The organism is Streptomyces sp. NPDC042259 (genome assembly GCF_055582085.1).
The window spans coordinates 1-22,520 of record NZ_JBVJDW010000008.1 but is presented as its reverse complement, the minus strand read 5'-3'; the positions used below and the strand labels follow the sequence as shown (position 1 = coordinate 22,520).

Annotated in this window: 15 protein-coding genes; 9 read left to right on the top strand and 6 right to left on the bottom strand. The window is 74.0% G+C overall.

Annotated features, from left to right (window positions below):
• Window positions 1-9: 9 nt before the first annotated feature.
• The 3 genes from ACZ6MA_RS21535 to ACZ6MA_RS21525 all read right to left on the bottom strand — a co-directional run bounded on the left by ACZ6MA_RS21535 (window position 10) and on the right by ACZ6MA_RS21525 (window position 4,789).
• Complete coding sequence (locus ACZ6MA_RS21535) at window positions 10-2,751, bottom strand: AfsR/SARP family transcriptional regulator (protein WP_469435515.1); 2,742 nt, start codon at window positions 2,749-2,751, stop codon at window positions 10-12.
• A gap of 192 nt (window positions 2,752-2,943) precedes the next feature.
• Window positions 2,944-3,918 carry an L-histidine N(alpha)-methyltransferase gene (gene egtD, locus ACZ6MA_RS21530; protein ID WP_469435514.1) on the bottom strand — a complete coding sequence of 325 codons (975 nt, stop codon included), beginning with the start codon at window positions 3,916-3,918 and terminating at the stop codon, window positions 2,944-2,946.
• Between the two features lie 31 nt (window positions 3,919-3,949).
• The gene (locus tag ACZ6MA_RS21525; protein WP_469435513.1) at window positions 3,950-4,789 is read right to left on the bottom strand and encodes a class I SAM-dependent methyltransferase; all 840 of its coding nucleotides are present in this window, start codon (window positions 4,787-4,789) and stop codon (window positions 3,950-3,952) included.
• Window positions 4,790-5,191: 402 nt separating this feature from the next.
• Here ACZ6MA_RS21525 and ACZ6MA_RS21520 point away from each other — a divergent pair, with 402 nt between their 5' ends.
• Window positions 5,192-8,068, top strand: coding sequence for an AAA family ATPase (locus ACZ6MA_RS21520; protein ID WP_469435512.1), 2,877 nt, complete (start codon window positions 5,192-5,194; stop codon window positions 8,066-8,068).
• 15 nt (window positions 8,069-8,083) lie between these two features.
• Here ACZ6MA_RS21520 and ACZ6MA_RS21515 read toward each other — a convergent pair whose 3' ends face one another.
• Entirely contained in the window at window positions 8,084-8,344 is a 261-nt protein-coding gene (locus ACZ6MA_RS21515; RefSeq protein ID WP_469435511.1) for a hypothetical protein, read from the bottom strand.
• 168 nt (window positions 8,345-8,512) lie between these two features.
• Here ACZ6MA_RS21515 and ACZ6MA_RS21510 point away from each other — a divergent pair, with 168 nt between their 5' ends.
• Window positions 8,513-9,949: an NAD(P)/FAD-dependent oxidoreductase gene (locus ACZ6MA_RS21510; protein WP_469435510.1), complete on the top strand. Its 1,437-nt coding sequence runs from the start codon at window positions 8,513-8,515 to the stop codon at window positions 9,947-9,949.
• Window positions 9,950-10,100: 151 nt separating this feature from the next.
• Window positions 10,101-10,781, top strand: coding sequence for a hypothetical protein (locus ACZ6MA_RS21505; protein ID WP_469435509.1), 681 nt, complete (start codon window positions 10,101-10,103; stop codon window positions 10,779-10,781).
• A gap of 23 nt (window positions 10,782-10,804) precedes the next feature.
• Here ACZ6MA_RS21505 and ACZ6MA_RS21500 read toward each other — a convergent pair whose 3' ends face one another.
• Entirely contained in the window at window positions 10,805-11,863 is a 1,059-nt protein-coding gene (locus ACZ6MA_RS21500; protein WP_469435508.1) for a polyprenyl synthetase family protein, read from the bottom strand.
• A 48-nt stretch (window positions 11,864-11,911) separates the two neighbouring features.
• Entirely contained in the window at window positions 11,912-12,958 is a 1,047-nt protein-coding gene (locus tag ACZ6MA_RS21495; protein ID WP_469435507.1) for a tetratricopeptide repeat protein, read from the bottom strand.
• Between the two features lie 449 nt (window positions 12,959-13,407).
• On the opposite strand from ACZ6MA_RS21495, the gene ACZ6MA_RS21490 reads away from it, so the two are divergent.
• The 6 genes from ACZ6MA_RS21490 to ACZ6MA_RS21465 all read left to right on the top strand — a co-directional run bounded on the left by ACZ6MA_RS21490 (window position 13,408) and on the right by ACZ6MA_RS21465 (window position 22,366).
• Complete coding sequence (locus ACZ6MA_RS21490; protein WP_469435506.1) at window positions 13,408-14,100, top strand: SDR family NAD(P)-dependent oxidoreductase; 693 nt, start codon at window positions 13,408-13,410, stop codon at window positions 14,098-14,100.
• 320 nt (window positions 14,101-14,420) lie between these two features.
• Window positions 14,421-15,710 (top strand): MFS transporter, encoded by a 1,290-nt coding sequence (locus ACZ6MA_RS21485; protein WP_469435505.1) that lies wholly within the window; start codon window positions 14,421-14,423, stop codon window positions 15,708-15,710.
• Window positions 15,707-17,524 carry an alpha/beta hydrolase family protein gene (locus ACZ6MA_RS21480; protein ID WP_469435504.1) on the top strand — a complete coding sequence of 606 codons (1,818 nt, stop codon included), beginning with the start codon at window positions 15,707-15,709 and terminating at the stop codon, window positions 17,522-17,524. The genes ACZ6MA_RS21485 and ACZ6MA_RS21480 overlap by 4 nt, the downstream gene beginning before the upstream one ends.
• A gap of 269 nt (window positions 17,525-17,793) precedes the next feature.
• A complete protein-coding gene (locus ACZ6MA_RS21475; protein WP_469435503.1) occupies window positions 17,794-19,722 on the top strand; it encodes a RiPP maturation radical SAM C-methyltransferase in 1,929 nt (642 codons plus the stop codon).
• 110 nt (window positions 19,723-19,832) lie between these two features.
• A complete protein-coding gene (locus tag ACZ6MA_RS21470; protein WP_469435502.1) occupies window positions 19,833-20,507 on the top strand; it encodes a DUF5825 family protein in 675 nt (224 codons plus the stop codon).
• 245 nt (window positions 20,508-20,752) lie between these two features.
• Complete coding sequence (locus ACZ6MA_RS21465; protein ID WP_469435501.1) at window positions 20,753-22,366, top strand: phospholipase D-like domain-containing protein; 1,614 nt, start codon at window positions 20,753-20,755, stop codon at window positions 22,364-22,366.
• Window positions 22,367-22,520 lie beyond the last annotated feature (154 nt).

Below are 22,520 nucleotides of genomic sequence, written 5' to 3'. Positions count from 1 at the left end.
GTTCAGCCGCTAACGGTTGACCAGGGCCGACAGCGCCAGGCGCGCTTCGGTCTCGCCCTCCTCGTAGTGACCGGCCCGGGCGTCCTCGATGGCGTCGTCGAGCTGGCGTACGGCTTCGCCCGTGCGGCCCATGGCGGCGAGTGCCTTGCCGTACAGGGTGCGCAGCACCACGCGCCGGGGGGCCGCGAGGGGCGGTGCGGCGAGGGCCAGACCGCGTGCGGCGTGGTCGGCGGCCTCGAGATAGGCGCCGACGGCGAGGAAATGGTGGCCGAGGTGCTGGTGGGCGAGGGTGACGGTCTCGACGAGACCGGTCTCCTCGGCCAGGGCGAGGGCCCGGGTCAGCAGCCCCCGGGGCCGCTCCTGTTCACCGCGCCGCATCAGCGCGACGGCCAGGTTCATCCGGGCGATGGCCTCGCCGGCCGTGTCCCCCGCACGGGCGGCGAGCGCGGGAGCGTGCTCCAGCTGTACCAGAGCCTCCTCGTCCCTGCCCTCCTCGGACAGCACCCAGCCCAGCAGCGCCCGGGCCCGGGACTGCGCGCCGGGGTCGTCGTCGAGTTCGGCGGAGGCCAGGCCCTGTTCGAGCAGCGGTACCCAGCCGTCGGTGACCTGCCACAGGATCAAGGGCCACTGGAGGAGGACCAGGCGCCACGCCCGGTCGTGCATCCCCGCCGCGGCGGCGGCCTCGACCGAGCCGCGCAAGGTGTCCCGTTCGGCGGAGAACCAGGTGAGGGCGTCCTGGCGGCCGGTGAACGTCCGGACCGCGGCGGGATGCCCGATGCCCGGAGGAAGGACGCAGCACGGCTCGCTGCCGGGCTCCGCGGCGGCGCACGCGGCGAGGAGCGTGTGCAGCCGGTGGTCGAGCAGCCGCAGCAGGGCCTCGGGGTCGTGTCCGGGGGCGAGTGTACGCGCGTAGAGCCGGACGAGATCGTGCAGCACGTAGGAGCGCGGCCCCGCTTCGACGACCAGGTGCGCGGCGGCCAGCTGGTCCAGCGCCAGGGTCGCCCGGGCGGGCGGGCAGTCGGCCAGTGCGGCGGCGGTGCCGGTGTCGAGCGTGGCACCGGTGTGCGGCCCGAGCCGGTGGAAGACGTCCCGCGCCGGTTCGGGGAGGTGGTGGACGGTGAGGCCGAGAGCGGCGGCGACTCCGGTGTCCTCCACGTCGAGCAGGTCCAGCCGGCTCTGTTCGTCGGCGAGTTCACCGGCGAAGGCGGCCAGCCCGTGGTGCGGCCGGGTGGCGAGGCGGGCGGCGGCCACCCGCAGCGCGAGGGGCAGACCGTCGCACAGCTCGGCGAGCTGGAGGGCGGCCTCGGGTTCGGCGGCGACGAGGTCCGGCCCCAGGACGGCGGAGAGCAGCGCGGTGGAATGCGCGGGCGGCAGTTCGGCGAGCGGCACGGGGCGGGCGGCGTCCGAGACCACCAGGCCGCCGAGCCGGTCGCGGCTGGTGACGAGGGTGACGCAGTCCTCCCCACCGGGCAGCAGATCGCGGACCTGATCCGAGCCGCGGGCGTTGTCCAGGACGATCAGCAGTCGGCGTCCGGACGTCAGCTCGCGGTAGCGGGCACCCATGGCATCGGGCGAACCGGGCATCCGCTCGGCCGGGACACCGAGCGCGAGCAGGAACTCCCGGAGCACGGCGGTGGTGTCGCGGGCCGGGATGGAGCTGTAACCGTGGAGGTCGACGAAGAGCCGGCCGTCGGGGAAGTCCGCGCGCCGGTGGTGGGCCCAGTGCACGGCGAGAGCGGTCTTCCCGACCCCGGCGCTGCCCGTGACCACGGCGATGGCGCCGGAGGCGGACGCCGTGGCACGGTCGAGCGCGGCCAGCTCGTCCGCACGCCCCGTGAAGCCCCGCGGGCTGCGCGGCAACAGCTGCGGAACGACGGCGGTGTGCCGCGGTGCGGACGGCGTGAACGTCTCCCGCGGCTCTCGCGCCGACTGCGGCTCCCGCGCCTCCTCCGGCCCGGAGGAGGCCGCCGTTGACGGCGCGGCGGCCGGAGCCGTGGCGGCCCGTGGGGCGTCGGCCCGCAACAGGGCGGTGTAGGCGTCGGTGAGCGCCGTACCGGGATCGATGCCGAGCTGATCGGCGAGCATCCGTCGGGTGCGGTGGAACCACTCCAGCCCCTCCGACCGCCGGCCCGCCCTGCCCAGCGCCAGCATCAGCGCCGCGACCAGCGATTCCCGCAAGGGGTGCGCGATGGCCTCGGTGTGCAGGACGGCCGCCGCCGTGCCGTGCTCGCCGAGCCGCCCGTGGGCCCCCGCCAGCTCCTCCACGGCGGTCAGCCGCAGCTCCTGGAGCATGTGCGCGGAGGTCTCCAGCAGCGTGCTGCTCACGGTCCCGGCGAGCGCGGGACCCTGCCACAGGGCGAGCGCCTCCCGGAGCATCGAGACGGCGTCGCCCGGATCGCGCTGCTCCCGGGCGAGCTGGAGCAACTCCTCGAACCGGTGGGCGTCCACCAGCGTCTCGGGCAGCCGCAGCAGATAGGCCCGGCCCTGGGTGACGAGTTCGACGCCGTACGCCGGTGCCCCGTGGTCGGCGAGGAGGGCGCGCAGCCGGGAGACATGCCCCTGCAGCACGGTCCGGGAGTGGCGGGGCGGTTCCTCGCCCCACAGCGCCTCGGTCAGCCGGTCGACACCGACGGCGGTATTGGGGCGCAGCAGCAACATGGCCAGCAGGCTGCGGCGCATGGCGGGACCGAGCGGGATCTGCTCCCCGCCGTCCGTCAGCGCGGAGACCGCTCCGAGCAGGCGGAACTCCATGTGGTCCCACCCCCTGTCCCATCCGTTCGCGGCCCCTGTGGCGAGGATACGTCGGAGTGCTCCGGACACGTCAGGGTGGTTCCCTGCCTCCGGGGCCGCCGGGTGCCGCGCGGCACCCGGCGGCCGGCGTGTGCGTGTGGTCCCGGCCGGGAAACCGGGTGGCCCCGGCACGATCCACAGGACGTACACGGTCTACGCCTCGGCGACCGAGGCCAGGGAGACGGCGTAGCGGTGCGCGCTGTCGGTCCACCAGCCGTCCAGCCGCAGGCCCGCCGCCGCCAGCTCGGCATGCACCCCTTCCCGGCTGAACTTGGCCGATATCCCCACCCGCAGGCGTTCTCCGGCGGTGAAGGACACGGTGCGGCCCAGTGCGGCGAGCGTGACGGTATGGGAGCGGCGGGCCCGCAGGGAGTTCTCGACGCGGCTCAGCCGCGGATTCCACCTGGCCTCGTGGTCGAAGTCACCGAGGCGGAAGTTCGCGCCGAGCCTGCGGTTGAGGACCGTCAGGCCGTTCTTCGCGAACGCGGCGGTCACCCCGGCGCGGTCGTCGTAGGCGGCGGTCAGGGTCGCCTCGTCCTTGACGAGGTCGGTGCCCAGAAGCAACCCGTCGCCCGGTCGTAACTGGGCTCTCAAGGCGGTCAGCAGGCGGCGTCCCGCGTCGGGCCGGAAGTTGCCGTAGGTGGCGCCGAAGAGGGTGAGCAGGACGGGGCCGTCCGCCGGATCCAGGCCCAGCGGTGCGGTGAAGTCGGCGAGGCGGGGGCGGACGTCCAGCCGTGGATGCGAGACGCGCAGGGCCCGTTCGGCGCCGCGCAGGGCGGCGTCGCTGACGTCGACGGGCACGTACCGCCGCAGGCAGCCCTCCGTGCGCAGGGCGTCGAGCAGCAACCGGGTCTTGCGGCCGGAGCCCGCGCCGAGGTCCACCAGGGTGCGGGCCCGGGTACGGGCCGCGATGCCGGCGCCGCGCCGGGCGACGATCTCCCATTCGGCTTCGTCGAGGTAGTACTCGGGCTGCTGGGTGATGGCGGTGTAGAGCGCGCTGCCCCGGGCGTCGTAGAGCCATGTGGTGGGGAGGCTCTTGGGCGTGCCGGTCAGTGCGCGCAGCATCGCGTGATGCTCGGCGGCGACCGTGGTGCCGGGGGTCGTCGTGCCGCTGGCAGGCAGGGTCATGCTGTCTCCCGTACGAGGACCGAGGGCATCGTCAGGCGGTGTGCGCCCAGATCAGCCAGTGGTATCCGGAGTCGGAGGTGTCCGCTCTGGCGGGCACCGGCGGCATCCACGCCGCGGGCGGGTTGCCGGGCCGGGGCCGCGCCAGGTCCTTGACCGTCCAGGCGCGGGCCGCCCAGCCCGCCGCCTCCAGGCGGGCCTCGGGGTCGGTCCAGCCGGAGGCCCACAGCACCCCGAGTTCGTCCAAGCTGGTGAGGACCGGCGCGTAGTGCGCCGCGGTGAAGACGTCGGGGTGGATGTGATCGCACCACAGCCGGCTGCCGGGGGCCGACAACTCCCGCATGGTGTGCAGCAGGGCGCGGCAGGCGTCGGAATCCAGGTAGGGAAGCAGCCCTTCGACGACCCACAGCGTCCGGGCCCGGGGATCGAACCCGCAGTCCTCGAGCCGCTGCCGCCAGTCACCGCTCAGGTCGGCGGCGACCTCGACCCGGCGGCAGCGCGGCCGCAGCCGGAGCCCGGCCCGCTCCACGCGGTCGCGCCGGGCCTCCAGGAGAGCGGGCAGGTCGACTTCCATGTAGAGGAGGTCGGTGGGCAGTTCCAGCCGGAAGACCCGCGACTCCAGCCCAGCGGCCAGCGAGACCACCTGCCGGAAACCGTCCGCGGCGGCCATCCGGACCGCCTCGTCCCCCAGCCGGGCCCGCACCGGGACCACCGGTGGCGAGTAACCGAGCACGGACACCACGACGTCCTGCCACTGCCGGCGTTCCGCTTCGGTGCACAACGTCAGGGGGTCCTCCAGGATGCGGTCCGCCCGCACGCTCTCCAGTTCCCTGGCGGCCGCGGTCCATCCGGCGGTCGAGCTGATGGTGCGCACAACGCTCCTTGGGGGTCGGGGAAGCTGTTCGCGGGGCGCCGGAGCACGGTCGGTCAGCGACGCGTACGCATCGGCCGGGGCCGTCACCGGGGCGGGGCGTGCCACGGCGGCGGACCCATGGGGACAGGCCGCTTTCACGGCACCCGGCCGAGCCGGGGGGAAGCGCCCCGCGATACGGCTCATCCTTTCCGCCGTGCCCGGGCGCGCACCATCGTGGAGGACCACGAGATCGCCCGCGCGGACGACCACGAGAGAGCCCGGCCCGCCTGTGCACCCCGTGGCAGCCGACTGGTCACGGCCCCCGGCCGCCCCGCCGTGAATCCTCCGAGAACCCGACATACTGGGTGACCCGTCGTCATCCCCGGCCCGCACGCCGCACCATGACCGTCCAGGAGTCCTCCCATGACCGCCGTATCGCTCCAGGGCCACCCCCACGACCACCCCGGCGGGCTGCGGGAGCGTACGGAACCGCTGGCCCGGGCCGCCGCGCTGCTCGGGCGGGCCCGCACGGGCGTCGGCGGGCTGCTGGTGATCCGCGGCGCGACGGGGTCCGGCCGCACCGCCGTACTGGAGACGCTCACCCGGGACGCGGCCCGGCACGGCGCGACGGTGCTGTGGGCCCGGTGCTCCGACCAGGAGACCGACGCCGCCTTCGGCGCGGTCCTGCAGTTGTTCGACCCCTCCCTGAACGGAAGACCGGCCGTGCCGGGGGCGGCGGGCCACGCGCGCTGGGACGGTTCGTTGTACGGGGCGGACCTGCCGTCCCGGCTGTGGAGCGCCCTGCGGGCGTCCGCCGAAGAAGCACCGGTGCTCCTCGCCGTGGACGACATCCACCTGGCCGACGTGGCGTCGCTGCGCTGGCTCGCCCAGGCGGCCCGGCGGCTGGACCGGCTGCCGGTCCTGCTGGCGGTGACGGAACGACGCCAGTACGACCTCGTCCCGCCGGGGCCCGCCTTCACCGACCGTTGCGGCCGGCCGGCGGACGAGCAATGCACCCTGGGCCCCCTCGGCGCGGCGGCCGCCGCGGGCGTGGTGCGGGACGCACTGGGCCCAGGCGCCTCACCGGCCCTGGCCGACGACTGCGTCGAGGCCTGCGGCGGCAACCCGATGCTGTTGCACGCCCTGCTCGCGGACCTGCGCGCGGCGGCCGCCGGCGGACCGCTGCCGCCCCGCCTCCCGGACCGCCACCCGAGCCCGCACCACGGAGCCCTCCACGCGGCGGTGACCCGCTGGCTGTCCCGCGCGGACCCCGAGACCCGGGCCGCCGTGCGTGTCCTCGCCGAACTCCAGGACGAGGAGGACGTCCTCGCCCTCCTGCCCCCCATCACCGGCGCCGACCCGTCCCGGATCGGCGACTGGACCGGCGAACTCGCCCGGCAGGGGCTGCTGCGACCGGCCCCGGCGGACGGGCGCCCCGTCTTCCGCCACCCCCTCCTGCGCGAGGCCGTGCGCGCCACCGTGGACCGGCACCGGCGGACGGACGTCTACCGCCGCACCGCCGCACTCCTGCACGACCGGGGTGACCGCGACGACGCAGTGGTCCGCTACCTGCTGGCCGTGCCCGCCGTGCAAGAGCCCTGGGCCGTCGACGCGCTGCTGGCCGCCGCCGCCCGGGCGGTCCGCGCCGCCCGGACCACCGAGGCGATCGCCTGCCTGCGACGCGCACTCGAAGAACCGCTGTCGATCCGCCGCCGGGGCGAGACGCTCACCGAACTCGGCTGCCTGGAAGCGCAGGACGAACGCCCCTGCGGAGTACGCCACCTCGCGGAAGCCCTGCGCCTGCAGCCACACGTCGCCGGGAAGGTCCGCGCCGCCGCCGCGCTCGGCGCGGCCCTGGTCGCCCGGGGAGAGGTCCATACGGCCCTGGACGTCCTCGGCGAACTGTCCGACGAGTTCACCGGCTCCACGGACCTGGCGCACGCGGTCCAGGCGGCGACCGCCCTGGTCGCCTCGCACGACGGGGACAGCTGGCTGCGCGTGGTCGCCGAACTCCGCCGCGCCGGGGCACAGGCGCCCGAAGGGCTCGCCCCGACCGCCCGGGCCCTGCTGACCGAGTACGGCGCCACGGCCGGACACCTGTCGGCGGCCGACGTCATGGAACGGGCCGGGGCCCTGACGGACGTGCCGCTGGACCCCCTGCTCGAACCGTATCTCCTGGCATCGACCGCGACGCTGGCGCAATGGGCGGACGAACTGCCCCAGGCCGACCGGTGGGTGGCCCGCGGACTGGCCGCCCACCGGCTGCCGAAGCTGCACCCCGGCCGGCAGAGCCTGCTCAGCGTCCGCGCCGAAAGCCAGGTGATGCGCGGCCGGTACCGCGAACTGCTCGCCGACGCGTCCCTGTGGGGGACCGCCACCGGATGGCAGCCCGGAATCCTCTCCGACAACGCCCACCTCAACGCCCAGGCGATCATCGCCCTGACCGAGACCGGCCGCCTCGCCGACGCCGGCCGCCTCGCCGACGCCGTCACCGCGCGCGGGCCGAACGGCTCCTGGGAATGGAGCGAATTCCTCTACGCCCGGGGCATGCTGCGCCTCGCGTCCGGCGACCCCGCCGACGCCCTCGCCGATCTGCTGGAATGCGGGCGCCGCCAGACCGCCCGGCAGATCGTGAGCCCCATCGTCACCCCATGGCGCTCCGCCGCCGCCGACTGCCATCTGGCCCTGGGCTCCCCGGAACACGCCGTCCCGCTCGCCACGGAGGAACTGAGACTGGCCCGAATATGGGCGACGCCCCGCACCACGGGACGCGCCCTGCGCGCCCTGGCCGCGGCCCTGGGCGGGCGGCACGGCCTGGAACTGGCCCAGCAGGCGGTGACGGTCCTGCGTGACGCCGCCGAGCCCCTCCCGGAACTGATCCCCGCCCTCCTCTCCCTCGGCACGGCGTTCCGGCATTCCGGCCAGCGGCTGCAGGCCCGTGAGGTGCTGCGCGAGGCCGCCCGGCGTGCCGAACGTACGGAAGCCGTCCGCTGGCAACTGGCGGCGCGGGAGGCCCTGCGCGAGTGCGGAGCCCGACCCCGGGGGCCCCGGCACACCGGCACCGTCGCGCTCACCCCCAGCGAGCGCCGGGTCGCGCTGCTGGCCGTGGCCGGCCACAGCAACAGCGAGATCGCCGCACTGCTGCACGTGGCCGTGCGCACCGTGGAGACGCATCTGACACACGGCTACCGCAAACTCGGCATCCGCGGCCGGGCGGATCTGGCCACCGTCCTCAAGACACCCCCGGTGCCTTTGCCCACCGCACACCGGAACCCGGTGCCACAGCAGCGGCTGCCGTGAGAACGCCCCCGGCCGCTACCGCCCGTCCGGCAGATCGTTGGCCCGGCGGACGGCATGCCAGCACCCCGAGCACAGGTCCAGCCAACGCGGCCCGGCGGTCGCCGAGTCGACGATGACGGCGCAGCGGGCCGGGGCCCCGCAGCCCAGGCACGGGTGGTCGCCGTGGCGTGCCCGGTGCTCGAGGCCGGCTTCGTCCACGTCGGCGGAGGCGGCCGCGAGCAGGGTCGGCTCGGCGGCGATGAGATGCAGCAGCCCGGCGGCGGCAGCGGCGTTCACCGCGCCCGTCCTTCCGCTCCCGGACGACACCACGGCCCGCCCGCCCCGGGCGGCGGACAGGTGCGGGGGATCTCCTGGCCCGGCGGGAATGCGCGCATGGTGGACCACCCTATGCTGCTGCCCGGGCCGGCCCTGCCGTCCCGGGGCGGCCGGCTGGGAAAAGCGGATATGAGGAGCACAGTGGGAACACAGAACACGCCCTTAACGAGTGGCGCCTCACAGCGCACCTCCCCCTCGGCACGGCACGCCGTCGTCATCGGGGGGAGCACGGCCGGGCTGCTCGCGGCGCACGTCCTCGCCTCGCACGCCGACACCGTGACCGTCATCGACCGCGACCGGTTCCCCGACGGCCCCGGACACCGCCCGGGCCTGCCGCAGGACCGGCACACCCATGTGCTGCTGGAGAGCGGCCAGCGGGCGCTGGAGGAGCTGCTGCCCGGAATCCTGGACACGCTGCGCGACGAGGGATCGCCGCGCGTCGGCATGCCCAGTGACGTCGTGCAGTGGCAGGGAGGCCGGTGGTTCCGCCGCACCCCCGCCACCACGCACATCCTCACCGGCTCCCGCCCGTTGACCGACTGGGTCGTACGCCGCCGCGTCCTGGACCACCCCCGCGTCAGGACGCTCCAGCGGACGGAGGTGACGGGGCTGCTCGGCGACGCCACCCGGGTACGGGGGGTCCGGCTGCGCGAGCGCGGATCCGCGTCCCCGCGCCAGGACACGCACACCCTGGAGGCGGACCTCGTCCTGGACGCCACGGGCCGCTCCTCCCACGCCCCCGCGTGGCTGACCGCGATCGGCGCCGAACCGCCGCACGAGGAACTGCTCGATACCGGACTCGCCTACGCCACGCGGTTCTACCGCGCGCGCCACGACGCCGACGCGGACTTCCGGGGCGTCTACGTCGTCCCGAACCCCACCCAGCCGCGCGGCGGCATCCTGCTCCCCCTGGAGGGCGACCGCTGGTCCGTCACCCTCTCCGGGCCGCGCGGCGGCGAACCGCCCACCGACGAGGCGGGGTTCCTCGACTTCGCCGCCGGGCTTCCGCACCCTGTCCTCCACGACTGGCTGCTGAAGGCCGAACCGCTCACCGCCATCCACGGCTTCCGCAAGACCGCCAACCTCCGCCGCCGCTACGACCGCCCGGGCCGCCGCCCGGCGGGCTTCCTGGCGACGGGGGAGGCCCTGTGCTCGTTCAACCCCGTCTACGGGCAAGGCATGTCGGTCTCGGCCTTCAGCGCGCTGGCCCTGCGGGACGCCCTCGACGACCCCCGTCACACGCCCACGACCGGCTTCGTGCAGAAGGCCCTGTTCGCCGCGGTACGGCAGGCGTGGGACATCTCCGCCGGTGCGGACAAGAACATGCCGGGCGCCACGGGCAACGCCCTGCGTCCCCGCGCGGTCGACCGCCCCGCCGACTGGTACCTGAACCGCGTCCAGGACCGCGCCTGCGGCAACCCGCACATCGGCGCCGCGTTCCGCGGTGTGCTCTCCCTGAACCAGCCGGTCACCAGCCTCTTCACACCATCCATCGCCAAGGCCGTCCTCTTCGGCCCGGCACCGAAGTCACCCACGCAGCCGCCCCTGCGGAGGGAGACGCGGTGACCTTGCGCATGCCGCACGGCGACCCGACGAGGAACGACGGGGAAAGGCCACCCCGTCTGTTCGGGCCCGTGCGTCCCGGCCACGGGAACTGAGTAGCGAGCTGAGTAGGAACACTCACGCCGCGGCCGGGCGGGCCCCGCATGCTGGGGGCATGATCACGACTTCTCCCGTCAGCCCGCCGCCGTACCCGCCCCGTCCCGCCTGCCCGCCGGGGGACACCGCGGCGCGGGGGCGGAGCCGGCGGGCGGTGGTGGCCGGGGGTGTCGGGGCGCTGGTGCTCGCGCTGGTGGCGGGGGGCGTCGTGGCCTGGTCGCTGGGGAGCGAGGACGCGTCGCCGCTGGCCGGGCGGCCGCGGGTGACCGATGACGCGGCGGGTCTCTCCTACGCGATCCCCCAGGGCTGGCAGCGGAACAAGGGGCGTCTGATCGACGCCTTCACCTCGTCGGTGTCGTGGAAGCCCGCCGACTCCGGTGACCGGACCCGCGAGAGCGACGGTGAGGGACGCACCGTTCTCGCCGGCCGGTCCGATGCCGTCCCGCGCTCCGACATGCGGCGCCGGACGGAACGCGCGGCGCGGTCGAACGCGGAGTTCTTCTGTCCGGACGGGAGGTCGACGGTCGAGGAATCCCTGACGACGACGGTGAGCGACCACTTCGCGCACACCGTGGCGCTGAAGGTGACCGACCGCGAGGGACGCGCCGTCCACCTCCGCATGACCCTCGTCTCGGTGGACGACAACCGAGCGGCCTTCCTCCTCGGCATCGCCCAGTCGGCCGGGCCCGACGGGCGGCGGGAAGTCGACGCGGTGATGGAGAGCGCCTCCGTGACGTGACGGCGAGGTGACGGCCCCGGGCCTCACAGCCGCCGGTCGACGAGGAATTCGGCGAGGGCGCGCAGTTCGTCCACCGCACTCGGGGCGAGCGGCACGCCGTCGAGGCGGTCGTGCGCGGCCGCCACATGGCGCCGGGCCTCCGCCAAGGCGAAGGCCCGGCCCCCGGCCTCCTCGACGAGCGCGGCCGCGCGGTACGCGTCCGCGGCGTCCAGGGGCGCGTCGGAGTCGAGCAGCAGGGCCAGCCGGCGGCCCGCCGCCGTGTCCGAGGCGAGGGCCGCGAGGACGGGCAGGGTCTTCTTCGCGCGGCGCAGGTCGCTGTGGACGGGCTTGCCGGTGGAATCCGGGTCGCCCCAGATCCCCAGCAGGTCGTCGACGGCCTGGAAGGCGGCGCCCAGTTGGCGGCCCGCCTCCGCGAGCGCCTCCGACAGCAGCGGTGAGGCGTCGGCCAGGACGGGGCCCACCGCCAGGGCGCAGCCGAGCAGCGAACCCGTCTTGCGCAGGGCCATGGCCCGGTAGGCGGGTATGTCCACCGCTTGCGGGCCCGTCCACGGGCGGCTCTCGAAGAGCAGGTCGTCGGCCTGGCCGTGTACCAGCTCCCGCAGCGCACCGGACAGCCGGCGGACGGCCTCGGCCCCGCTCTCGCCCCCGGTCCGGGCGAGGGTCTCCACCGCGAGGGCGAACAGGGCGTCGCCCGCCAGGACCGCCGGGCCCGTGCCGAACGCCTTCCACGCGCTCTCCCGGTGCCGGCGCCGCTCGTCCCCGTCCATGATGTCGTCGTGCACCAGCGAGAAGGTGTGCACCAGTTCCACGGCGACCGCACCGGCGACGGCGGTGTGGCCGGGCGCGCCCACGGCCTCGGCACCGAGGACCGCCAGGGCCTGACGGACGCCCTTGCCGCCGCCGTGCCCGGCGCCCGTCTGCGGCAGGCCGTCGGCGTCACACCAGCCGAGGGAGAACGAAGCCATCCGCCGCGGCCAGGGATGCAGACTTCCGACGGCCGCTCTCAGTGCCGGTTCCACCAGTTCACGGCAGCGGGCCAGGGCGGGCGGCGGGGGTGTCCGGAGCCCGGTGCGAGACGTCATGGGTTTTTCTCTCTTCGTTCGGGGAGGGTGACGGGCGGGCGGCGTCGGTCAGCCGGCCGGCACCGCCGCGGCGGTCACGATTCCCAGGTCGGTCCGCGCCTTGTCGACCATGTCCCGGGCGTGCAGCAGCCCGATCCGGCCGAGGGTGACGTGCAGTTCGTCCAGCTCGGCGGCGGTCTCCGTGAGGTCCCGGCCGAGGTGGGCGAGGGACTTGACCAGACCGAGCCGGGAGAGTGCCTCGCCCCGGGGCTCGCCCATGGCCCGGAACTCCTCCAGGGCCCCGCTGTAGCACGCGCGGGCCTCCTCGTAACGGGCCGCGCGGTAGTAGACGTTGCCGCGCATCTTGTGGTTGTACGCCAACGCGCTGGCCAACCGCATCCGACGGCAGGTGACTTCGGCCTCGGAGAGCAGGGCCAGCGCCCGGTCGGTGTCACCCCGCACGGACAGCACGTCCGCTATGCCGCGCAGGGCCCAGGCCCGGCCGCGGGCGTCGTCCGCCTTCCCGGCTATCTCCGCCGCCTCCTCGAAGAGGGCGAGCGCGGTGTCGTACGCACCGGTGTTGCGGTGCATCTGGGCGATGCCCTCCAGCGCCCACACCGTGTGCCGGGCCTCGCCGCGCCGTCTGGCCTCGGCGAGCAGCTTCTCGTGCAGCTCGCCGACCGCCTCGTAGTCCCCCTGGATCCGCCCGGTCTCGGCCAGCCCGGCGAGCGAGTAGCCACGGGCGACGACGTCCCCTCCGCACTCGGCGAGTTCGGCCGCCATGGCCAGCCGACGCCGGGCCAGGGCGAGGTCACCCCGCTGCCGGGCCAGCGTGCCGCCACTCCACACCGCCCATGCCATCGCCCCCTTGTCCGCCGCCCGCCGCGCGGCCCGGTAACTCGCCTTCCAGGCCTGTTCGGCCTCCTCCACCCGGCCCAGACGCCGGCTCGCCTCGGCGACGGCGAGGCCCGCGTGCGCCGACTCCAGGTCGCTGCCGGAGAGTTCGGCCCGCCGCCGCTGTTCGAGCGCCTGCGCGAGAACGTCCTCGAGGGAGGAGTTCACCGACAGCGCGCCGAGGGCACCCCGGTACTCCGGGGCGAATGCCTTGCCGTACATGCATGCCTCACTTCACGACCGCTCGGCGGGCATGGGGTCGCACCGCCGATGATCAAGAAACTAGGCCCTGGCCCCGGCCCCTGGAATCCACCCATGAGGCGGCCTTCCGTACATCTGCGGACCGGTCGTCGAGGCCGGCGTCATCCCGAAGTCGTACGGGACGGGTGCCTGGAAGGTGTTCCCGGGGCCCCGCGCCGGAAGGCCGCGGCGAAAACCGGCGGTGCCCCTGGCCGGAAACGATCGGGGCCAGGCCTCCACCCGACGTAGTCACCGGAGGTGGGAAGGCAAAGGCCCGTCCCGAAGCCGACGGCCCCCACTCTTCATACGAGTCCCGGAGCGGGGTGGCGGCGCCGGACTGGGAGCATGGGGCGACCGCTGAAAGTCTTCTCTTCACCCTGCCCGCATCTCCGACGGCACCCGTCGGAGCGCTTCGCGACGCGGAAGGACGGATGGACATGCTGCTGGAGAACAAGGTCGCCGTGATCTACGGGGCGGGCGGTCGGGTCGGCCGCGCCGTGGCCCGCGCCTTCGCCCGTGAAGGAGCCGACGTCTTTCTCGCCGGCCGTACGCGGGCCACGCTCGACGACGTCGCCGAGGAGATCCGCGCCGCGGGCGGCACCGCCGTGACGACCCGCCTCGACGCCCGTGACGAGCGGGACGTCAACGCTTTCGTCGACGGGGTGGCCGCGCTGGCCGGGCGCGTCGACGTCTCGTTCAGCCTCATCGGCTACGGCGCCGCCCGGAAGCCCTCGAAGCTGCCGATGGGCCTCTTCGCGCAGGAGTGCGCGGGTCCGCCCCCCACGGCCGCGACCTGGAGCCACTTCCTGACCACCGGCGCGGCCGCACGGCACATGGCGGCGCGCGGGTCCGGGACGATCCTGGCGTTGGGCGGCCCGTGCCCCAAGGTCCCCGCCGGGCCCGGCGGGTTCGGTGTCGCCCTGGACGCCCTGGAGGGGCTGCGCCGGCAATGGGCTTCCCAACTGGGCCGGTACGGCGTGCGCGTCGTCACGCTCAAGACCGGCGCCGGGGAAGCGACACCGGCCGACATCGCCGCCACCGCCGCCCTCGTGGCATCGGACGGCGCCCGTGCGACGGCCTCCACCACCGTGCACGTCTCCCGCGACGTGCTGGTGGGCCATTAGAACTGGATATGGAACCGGCCCCTTCTATTCCACCGCCGGACATTGCCGCCGAACGGCCCCGCCCCGCTGAATCATTGGTGGAAGCGTTGCGCACCGTGAAACCCTCGGTTACGCTCCCAACCGCTCACCGAAAAAGCCCGCACGTCCTCCCTTCCGCACCCCGCGCGCCGCGAAGGAAGAAGGTCGGCCATGTCCGTGTGCCTCATCCCGCAAGGTATGTACCGGATTTCCCCGGCCGACTTTCCCCGGGCCGGAAATAAACCGTCCGGAAATGACCCGGCCGAACATTCCCGGTCCGGGATATCCGAGGCTGTGGAGAGATGAGCGGCAAGGAGAGCGAATTACCCGCGGCCGGTACCCGGAGCGGCACCCGGAGCGGCACTCGGGCCGGTGCGCCCCCCAGGGATTTCCTGTATTTCTGGACGGCCGGCGCCGTCGACGGACTCGGCACCTACGCGTCGGCGCTCTTCCTCCCGTTGATTCTTCTGGCGTCGGGCAGTTCACCGGGCCTCGTCGGCCTCGTGGCCTCCGTGTCCCTCGTCGGCGGGCTCGTCGCCTCGCCGTTCGCCGGGGTACTGGCGGACCGCGGCTGCCGCCGCACCCTGATGGTCCGGTCCGCCCTGGTGGCCGCCGGGGCCATGGGCTCGGTCTTCGCCGCGGTGGCCTGGGGGAGGGTCACCCCCGCCCATGTGCTCCTCGCCGCACTCGTCGAACGCGTCGCCTGCTCCCTCTACGCGGCGGCGGCGCAGGGCACGGTCCGGGCCCTGGTGCCCCCCGAGCGGTACCCGACCGCCATCAGCCGTCTGCAAGCCCGTGACCAGGCCGTGCAGATCATCGGCCCGTCGCTGGGCGGTGCCCTGTTCCAGCTCGCCCGCTGGGTGCCCGTCCTCGCCGACGCGCTCTCCTTCCTCTGCGTCGCCCTCCTCACCCGCGCGATCCGGGCCGACCTCACCCCCGACCGCCCCGACAGCGACGACCGCTTCGGCCGCCAGCTGGCCGAGGGGCTGCGGTTCGTCCGCGACCAGCCGCTCCTGCGGTTCGTGACCCTGTGGACCGCTGGGCTCAACGCCGTGCTCGGCGTGCTGTACTTCCACGCCGTCCTCGCCTCCCACGCCCGTGGCGCCGGGGCCGCGGCCATCGGGCTCATCCTCACCGTCAGCGGTCTGTGCGGGCTGGCCGGCGCGCTGTGCGCCCCCTGGGTGATCCGGCGGCTGGGACCGGCCCCCGTCGTCGTGACCGCTTCCTGGCTCATGGTCCCGGCCGCCGCCGGCCTCGGATTCGTGACCCACACCTGGGCATACGGGCTGCTCCTGGGCACCGTGAGCCTCGCCGCCCCCGCCGTGGGCATCGTGCTCCACGCACGCGTGGTGCTGCTGACCCCCGACCGGCTCCAGGGTCGGGTGGGCACCGTCCTGGGCACGGCGGGCGAGACCGTCGCCGCGCTCGCCCCGGCAGCCGCGGGCGCTCTCGTGGCCGGGACGAGCGGCCGGGCGGTCGCCTACGGCAGCGCCGGCGCCCTCGTGGGGCTGGCCGGCTACTGCACCGCGCGGCGCGGCCTGGTCCACCGGGCCGACGGCCCGGCGCGACGGCCCGGGGACGTGATCGGATGACCGCCACGCGCGCGTGGGGCGTCTACCGGCCGGTGCTGCCGGAGGTGTGCCCCACCCGGCCCGACCGCATGGTGTACACCGGTGACGCCGGCGGCCGCTGCGAGGTGTTCGCCTGGGACCGGAGCACCGGAGACACCCGTCAGGTGACGAAGAGCCCCCACGGCACCCTGCTCTGCGCCGTGGACGCCGACTGCGTCGTCTGGTGGTTCGCGGAGGAACGGGACGGGACCGGCGTCTGGTACACACAGGACTTCGACGGCGGCCCCCGCACCCCCGCGTTCGAGGGCGTGCCCCCCGGGCACTTCGCCGGACTGGCCTTCGCCGGGGACGGCACGGTCGCCGTGGGCCTGCGACGACCCGGCGGCACGACCGTCCACCTCGGCCGGCGCGGTACCCGCCCGCGCGCCCTGCCCGCCCACGACGGAGACGTCCGGCTGTGCGACATCGCCCCCGGCGCCGGTCTGCTCGCGCTGACCCGGTCGGCCCGCGCGCCCGGGGCGGTCACCGTCGCCCTGGCCGACGGCTCGGCGGTGGCCACCCTGACGGGAGAGGAGCACCCGTTGTGGGCACGGGGGTTCGCCCCGGGCCGCGCGGAGCCGCGCCTCCTGCTGATCCAGCAGTACGACGACCACTACCGCCTCGCCACCTGGACGGCGGCGGAGGGGATGCGCCCGCACCCCTGGTCGGCGCGCGACACCGAGTTCACCGCCCGCTGGTTCCCCGACGGCGAACGGGTCCTCATCCGGCAGGAACGGCACGGCCGCACGCTCGTCGGCGTCGCCGACCTCGGCCGGCGGACCGTCACCCCGTCGGCCACCCCGCCCGGCAGCCTCCTCGACGCCGCGCCCGCCCCCGACGGCGACCTCCACTTCGTCTTCACGGACGCGGTGACCCCCGCCCGGCCCATGACCCTGTCCGGGGCGCCGCTGCCCGGCGGCGACGCCGCCCGGCTGCCCAGCTTCGGCACCGGCGAGGAACTGTGGACCGACGGCGGCCCCGACGGCCCGGTACACACCTTCCTCTCCCGCCCCACCGGCAGCCGCGGTGCCCAGCCGCTGGTCCTGCTCGTCCACGGCGGACCCGCCGACCACGACCGCGACGTCTACGACCCCATGGTGCAGTCCCTGGTCGGCTCGGGGCTGGCCGTGGCGCGGGTCAACTACCGCGGCTCCACCGGGTACGGCGCCCGCTGGCGCGACGCCTGGGGCGAGGGCGTCGGGCACACCCAGGTCGCCGACCTGGTGCGGGTCCGGGCCGACCTCGTACGCCGCGGCGTCGCCCGGCCGGATGCGGTCGGGCTGTGCGGCACCTCCTGGGGCGGCTATCTGACCCTGCTGGCCGCGGGCACCCACCCCGGCCTGTGGGCGGCCGCGGTGGCGGTGAAGCCGCTCGCGGACTGCGCCACCGCCCACCACCACTCCACCCCGGCCCTCCAGGCGCTGGACCGGGCCCTGTTCGGGGGCACGCCCGAGCAGGTGCCCGAGCGCTACGCGCACTCCTCGCCGCTCACGTACGCCACGGCCATCCGCGCCCCGCTCCTGCTGGTGGCCGCCCGGCACGACACCAAGTGCCCGCCCCAGCAGGTCGAGGTGTTCCTGGCGGCGCTCCGGGCGGCCGGGGTCCCGCACGACGTCGGCTGGCTGGACTCCGGCCACGACGGCTACGACGGCGCCGAGCACGCCGCCGTCACGGAACGGTCGGTGCGCTTCCTCCTGCGGAGGCTGACGCGCCCGGCCGGTCCGCCCCCAGACGTCCGGACACCGACCGGTGTCCGGCCGGCCCCATCGGCACCTGCCACCACACCGAGGAGGTGAACGCCATGCAGAAGGACGTCATCAACAACGACCCGCTCGAGGGCGACGAGGAAAGCCGTAAGCCCAGCGTGGGCATCAGCATCACCGTGCCCTTCCGTTCCGCCGAGGAGCCCGAGGAGTAGCCGCACCCGGGGGCCGGGCCGCCGCGGCGGCCCGGCCCTTCGCGCTGACGGCTTGGGAATCCGCGAGCGCCGCCGAACCGGGGAAGACCGGGGAAGGGGGTGCGGCAGGCCGGAACTTTGGACGAGATCCGATAAGAGAGGCCAATTGTGCGCGTAACCCTGGTCAACATGCCCTGGGCCCCCGTCGATCTGCCCTCGCTGGCGCTGGGAATCCTGAAACGCAGCATCGACGAAGGGGTGCCGGGGGCGCACGCCGACGTGCTGCACGCGAATATCGACTACGTCGACTGGATCACCGAACGACGCGATGGCTTCTCGCTCGCCGACTACGAATACTATTCACTGGCCTCCTATTTCCTCGGCTGTGGCGACTGGGTGTTCTCCTCCGCGCTCTACGACGACGACCACTGGCGGGTGCCGGAATTCACGGCCGCGATGGGCGGAAAACTCGGTGCCCCGCGCCTGGCGACCACCGTGGAACTCCACGCGAGCGCCACCGCGTTCATACGGACCGTCGCCGAGCGCATCGTGGCGGCGGAACCCGACGTCGTCGGCTTCACCTCGACGTTCCAGCAGAACACCGCCGCGCTGGCCGCCGCGAAGTACGTCAAGCGGCTCGACCCGGCCATCGTCACCGTCATGGGCGGCGCCAACTGCGACGGCAAGCAGGGCGAGGCCGTCCACCGCAACTTCCCCTTCGTCGACTACGTCGTGCGCGGCGAGGGCGAGGAGTCCTTCCCCGCGCTGGTGGCCGCGCTGCGCGACGGCTCGGACCCCGGCACCGTCCCCGGACTGTGCCGGCGCGGCGCCGACGGCGGCTCACACGCCAACGCGATGAGCACCCGGCCCCTGCCGCCCGCCGCGATCCTGCCCCCGGACTACACCGGCTACTTCGAGCGGCTGGCCGCCTCCGCCGCCCACGCGTGGGTCGAGCCCAAACTGGTCGTGGAGGGCGCGCGGGGCTGCTGGTGGGGGGAGAAGCACCACTGCACCTTCTGCGGGCTCAACGGGTCGTTCATGCAGTTCCGCAGCAAGAGCCCCACAGTGTTCTTCGAGGAGATCGTCGGGCTCGCGGCCCGGCACCGGGTGCTCGACATGTACGTCGTCGACAACATCCTCGACATGGGATACGTCAAGTCGCTGCTGCCCCGCATCATCGACAGCGGCTACGACCTGCGGCTGCACTACGAGATCAAGGCCAATATGCGCAGCGGCCAGTTGCAGACGCTCGCCGACGCCGGGCTCATCTACGTCCAGCCGGGCATCGAGAGCCTCAGCAGCAAGGTCCTGGGCCTCATGGACAAGGGCGTCACCGGCTGCCAGAACGTCCGCATGCTGCGCGACGGCGCGGCCGCCGGGCTCTCCGTGGCCTGGAACTACCTGCACGGATTCCCCGGCGAGGAAGCGGCGGACTACGACGACATCACCGGCCAGCTGCCCGCCCTCGAACACCTCAACCCGCCCGTCGACCAATCCGCGCGCATCGCCATCGAGCGGTTCAGCCCGTACTTCGACAACCCCGGCATGGGCTTCAGCGAGCTGCGACCCGCCGAGCCGTACCGCATCACCTACGACCTGCCGGAAGCGGAGATGTTCGACCTGGCCTACGTCTTCGACGTGCCGCCGCGCGGCGTCGGCGAGGACGTGGTGCGCCGGCTCAACGACGCCCTGGTGGCGTGGAAGGGGGCCTTCGCCACCAGTCGGCTGACGCACTGCGACCTCGGTGACCGGATCGTGCTGGTGAGCCGCCGCCGCGGCTTCGCCTGGCGGACGCTGGAGCTGACCGACCCGGTGGACGTGGCGCTCTTCCGGCTGCTCGATCAGCCCCACACGCTCGTGGCGGCGGCCCGCAAGCTGGGCGGGGAACACCCGGGCACGGACGCCGCCGCCCTTGAGGCGACGTTGTCGCGCTGGCGCGATCTCGGCCTGGTCTTCGTGGACGGCGGCCAGTACGTGCACGTGGCGCCGCCCGCGGTGAACGAGGAACTGCTGCGGCTGGACCACATGCGGCGGGCCGAGGCCGAGGCCGAAGACGCGGCGGAGGCGGCACCGGCGCTGCAGGGCACGGGAGTCTGACCCGTGGCCGGGGCCGTGCGGCCGGCCCCGGCGCCCGCCCGCCGTTCACATCATCGGCATGCGCGCCGGCCCGGGCCGCACCCGGCCGGGCACTCACGAAGGGGATTCCCATGACGACAGCCGCCCCGTCCACACCACCGGACGCCTTGACGGTGACGCTGTGGCGCGACTACGACCGGGCCGCCTGTGCCGTGCCCGGCATGCGGATCGGCACCGAGCACCTCCGGGGGCCGGGCGCGGGGCACGCGCGGCGGCTCTTCGACGCCGGCGTCCGGCGGGTGGTGCTGGCGGAACCTGTCGATCTGACCGGCCCGATGGACGACGCGCGAGCCGCCCGGACGGTCCGGAGCCTGAGCCTCATCGGCGACCTCACGAGCCTCGCCCTGGCCGTGGACTGGACCGTGCGCCCGGGACCGGACCCGCACGACTGGCGCCGGCTGGGCCATCTGCACCCGCCCACCGCCGTCCTCGGCGTCGAGGACCCCCGGGGCGTGCTGGGCGAGTGGCGCCGCGGCTACTACATCTGCAAGTGCGTCTACCGGCGCGGGCCGGGCTTCCTCCAGGTACGGGACCGGCGTTACCGCGAGTTGCGGCGCTTCACCATCGACGAGCCCCACTACCAGGAGGCCATCGAGACGCTGGCGGACGGCGCCCGCGCCGAGGACCTGCCGGCCGACGCGGTGGAGGACTTTCTGCGGGAGGATCTCGCGGTGCGGTTCGGGGACCACCTCTGGTGGGCGCCCTACCGGGTGGGCCGCTGGCCGCAGGCTCAGATGGTCATCTGACCACCCGCCAGCGGGCCGCGTTCTCATCTGTCGTTATGTCAGAGAGGGCATGTGCCCCGCGCGTTCCGCCCTGTCCGGAACCAGTCGGTCCGGGGTCGGGCCGGGCCGTCGCCGAGGCGTTCACCTGGTAACTTCCAAGAGTTGATCATCTGTACACCTTGTCATGGGATGTGCATGGGTCATACATGGTCCAAATGTGTTATGTCGTTCAACTCTTTAGTTCGTACTTCGTTAAGGAAGCAACAGTGGTCAGACTCAGCCGTGTCCGTCGTCTCGCGGGCTCCGTCACGGTCTCGGCGCTCGCCCTCGCCGTACTGCCCGCCACCCCGTCCTTCGCCGCCGACCCGGCCACCCCGCACCTCGACGCCGTCGAGCGGACGCTGCGTCAGGTATCGCCCGGTCTCGAAGGCGATGTGTGGGAGCGCACCAGCGGCAACAAGCTGGACGGCTCGGCCGCCGACCCCTCCGACTGGCTGCTCCAGACCCCCGGTTGCTGGGGCGACGACAAGTGCGCCGACCGCGCCGGCACCAAGCGGCTGCTCGCGAAGATGACCGAGAACATCGGCGAAGCGACGCGCACCGTCGACATATCCACCCTCGCCCCCTTTCCCAACGGCGCCTTCCAGGACGCGATCGTCGCCGGGCTCAAGGAGTCGGCCGGCAAGGGCAACAAGCTGAAGGTCCGCATCCTCGTCGGGGCCGCGCCGGTCTACCACATGAACGTGATCCCCTCGAAGTACCGCGACGAGCTGACGGCCAAGCTCGGCAAGGCCGCCGAGAACATCACGCTGAACGTCGCGTCGATGACCACGTCGAAGACCGCGTTCTCCTGGAACCACTCCAAGCTGCTCGTGGTCGACGGCCGGTCGGCCGTCACCGGCGGCATCAACAGCTGGAAGGACGACTACCTCGACACCACCCACCCGGTGTCGGACGTCGACCTCGCCCTGACCGGCCCCGCCGCCGGCTCCGCCGGCCGCTATCTGGACACGCTCTGGACCTGGACGTGCCAGAACAAGAGCAACATCGCCAGCGTCTGGTTCGCCGCCTCGGGCAACGCCGGCTGTATGCCGACGATGCACAAGGACACCAACCCCAAGACCTCCCCGGCCACCGGGAACGTTCCCGTGATCGCTGTCGGCGGGCTCGGCGTCGGCATCAAGGACGCCGACCAGAAGTCCGTCTTCCGCCCCGACCTGCCGACCGCCCCCGACACCAAGTGCCTGGTGGGGCTGCACGACAACACCAACGCCGACCGCGACTACGACACGGTCAACCCCGAGGAGAGCGCGCTGCGGGCGCTGGTCGCCAGCGCGAAGGGCCACATCGAGATCTCCCAGCAGGACCTCAACGCCACCTGCCCGCCGCTTCCCCGGTACGACATCCGGCTCTATGACGCCCTCGCCGCCAAGATGGCGGCGGGCGTGAAGGTCCGCATCGTCGTCAGCGACCCGGCCAACCGCGGCGCGGTCGGCAGCGGCGGCTACTCGCAGATCAAGTCACTGTCCGAGATCAGCGACACCCTCCGCAACCGCCTCGCGAACATCACCGGCGGCCGGGAGGCCGCCAAGACGGCGATGTGCTCCAACCTCCAGCTCGCCACCTTCCGCAGCTCCCCCAACGGCACGTGGGCCGACGGGCACCCGTACGCGCAGCACCACAAGCTGGTCTCCGTCGACAGCTCCGCGTTCTACATCGGCTCCAAGAACCTGTACCCCTCGTGGCTGCAGGACTTCGGCTACCTCGTGGAGAGCCCGGAGGCGGCCGCGCAGCTCGACACCAAGCTGCTCGACCCGCAGTGGAAGTACTCGCAGGAGACCGCCACGGTCGACTACGCGCGCGGTGTCTGCAACATCTGACCCCCCGCCCGTCTCCCCCTCGGGGGCGGGGGGGGGGGGGGTGGGGGGGGGGGGGGGGGGAGGGGGGGTTGGGGGAGGGGGGGGGGGGGGGGGGTAGGAGGGGGGGGGGGGCCAAGGGAGAAGCCCGAAGGAGTCCTGTCGCGTGAACCATCCA

Excerpts from the sequence above, each read along its gene's own strand:
- ACZ6MA_RS21480 (WP_469435504.1), top strand. The coding sequence starts at position 15,707 with ATGACCGCCACGCGCGCGTGGGGCGTCTACCGGCCGGTGCTGCCGGAG.
- ACZ6MA_RS21470 (WP_469435502.1), top strand. The coding sequence starts at position 19,833 with ATGACGACAGCCGCCCCGTCCACACCACCGGACGCCTTGACGGTGACG.
- egtD (WP_469435514.1), bottom strand. The coding sequence starts at position 3,918 with ATGACCCTGCCTGCCAGCGGCACGACGACCCCCGGCACCACGGTCGCC.
- ACZ6MA_RS21500 (WP_469435508.1), bottom strand. The coding sequence starts at position 11,863 with ATGACGTCTCGCACCGGGCTCCGGACACCCCCGCCGCCCGCCCTGGCC.
- ACZ6MA_RS21520 (WP_469435512.1), top strand. The coding sequence starts at position 5,192 with ATGACCGCCGTATCGCTCCAGGGCCACCCCCACGACCACCCCGGCGGG.
- ACZ6MA_RS21510 (WP_469435510.1), top strand. The coding sequence starts at position 8,513 with ATGAGGAGCACAGTGGGAACACAGAACACGCCCTTAACGAGTGGCGCC.
- ACZ6MA_RS21495 (WP_469435507.1), bottom strand. The coding sequence starts at position 12,958 with ATGTACGGCAAGGCATTCGCCCCGGAGTACCGGGGTGCCCTCGGCGCG.
- ACZ6MA_RS21485 (WP_469435505.1), top strand. The coding sequence starts at position 14,421 with ATGAGCGGCAAGGAGAGCGAATTACCCGCGGCCGGTACCCGGAGCGGC.
- ACZ6MA_RS21490 (WP_469435506.1), top strand. The coding sequence starts at position 13,408 with ATGGACATGCTGCTGGAGAACAAGGTCGCCGTGATCTACGGGGCGGGC.
- ACZ6MA_RS21505 (WP_469435509.1), top strand. The coding sequence starts at position 10,101 with ATGATCACGACTTCTCCCGTCAGCCCGCCGCCGTACCCGCCCCGTCCC.
- ACZ6MA_RS21535 (WP_469435515.1), bottom strand. The coding sequence starts at position 2,751 with ATGGAGTTCCGCCTGCTCGGAGCGGTCTCCGCGCTGACGGACGGCGGG.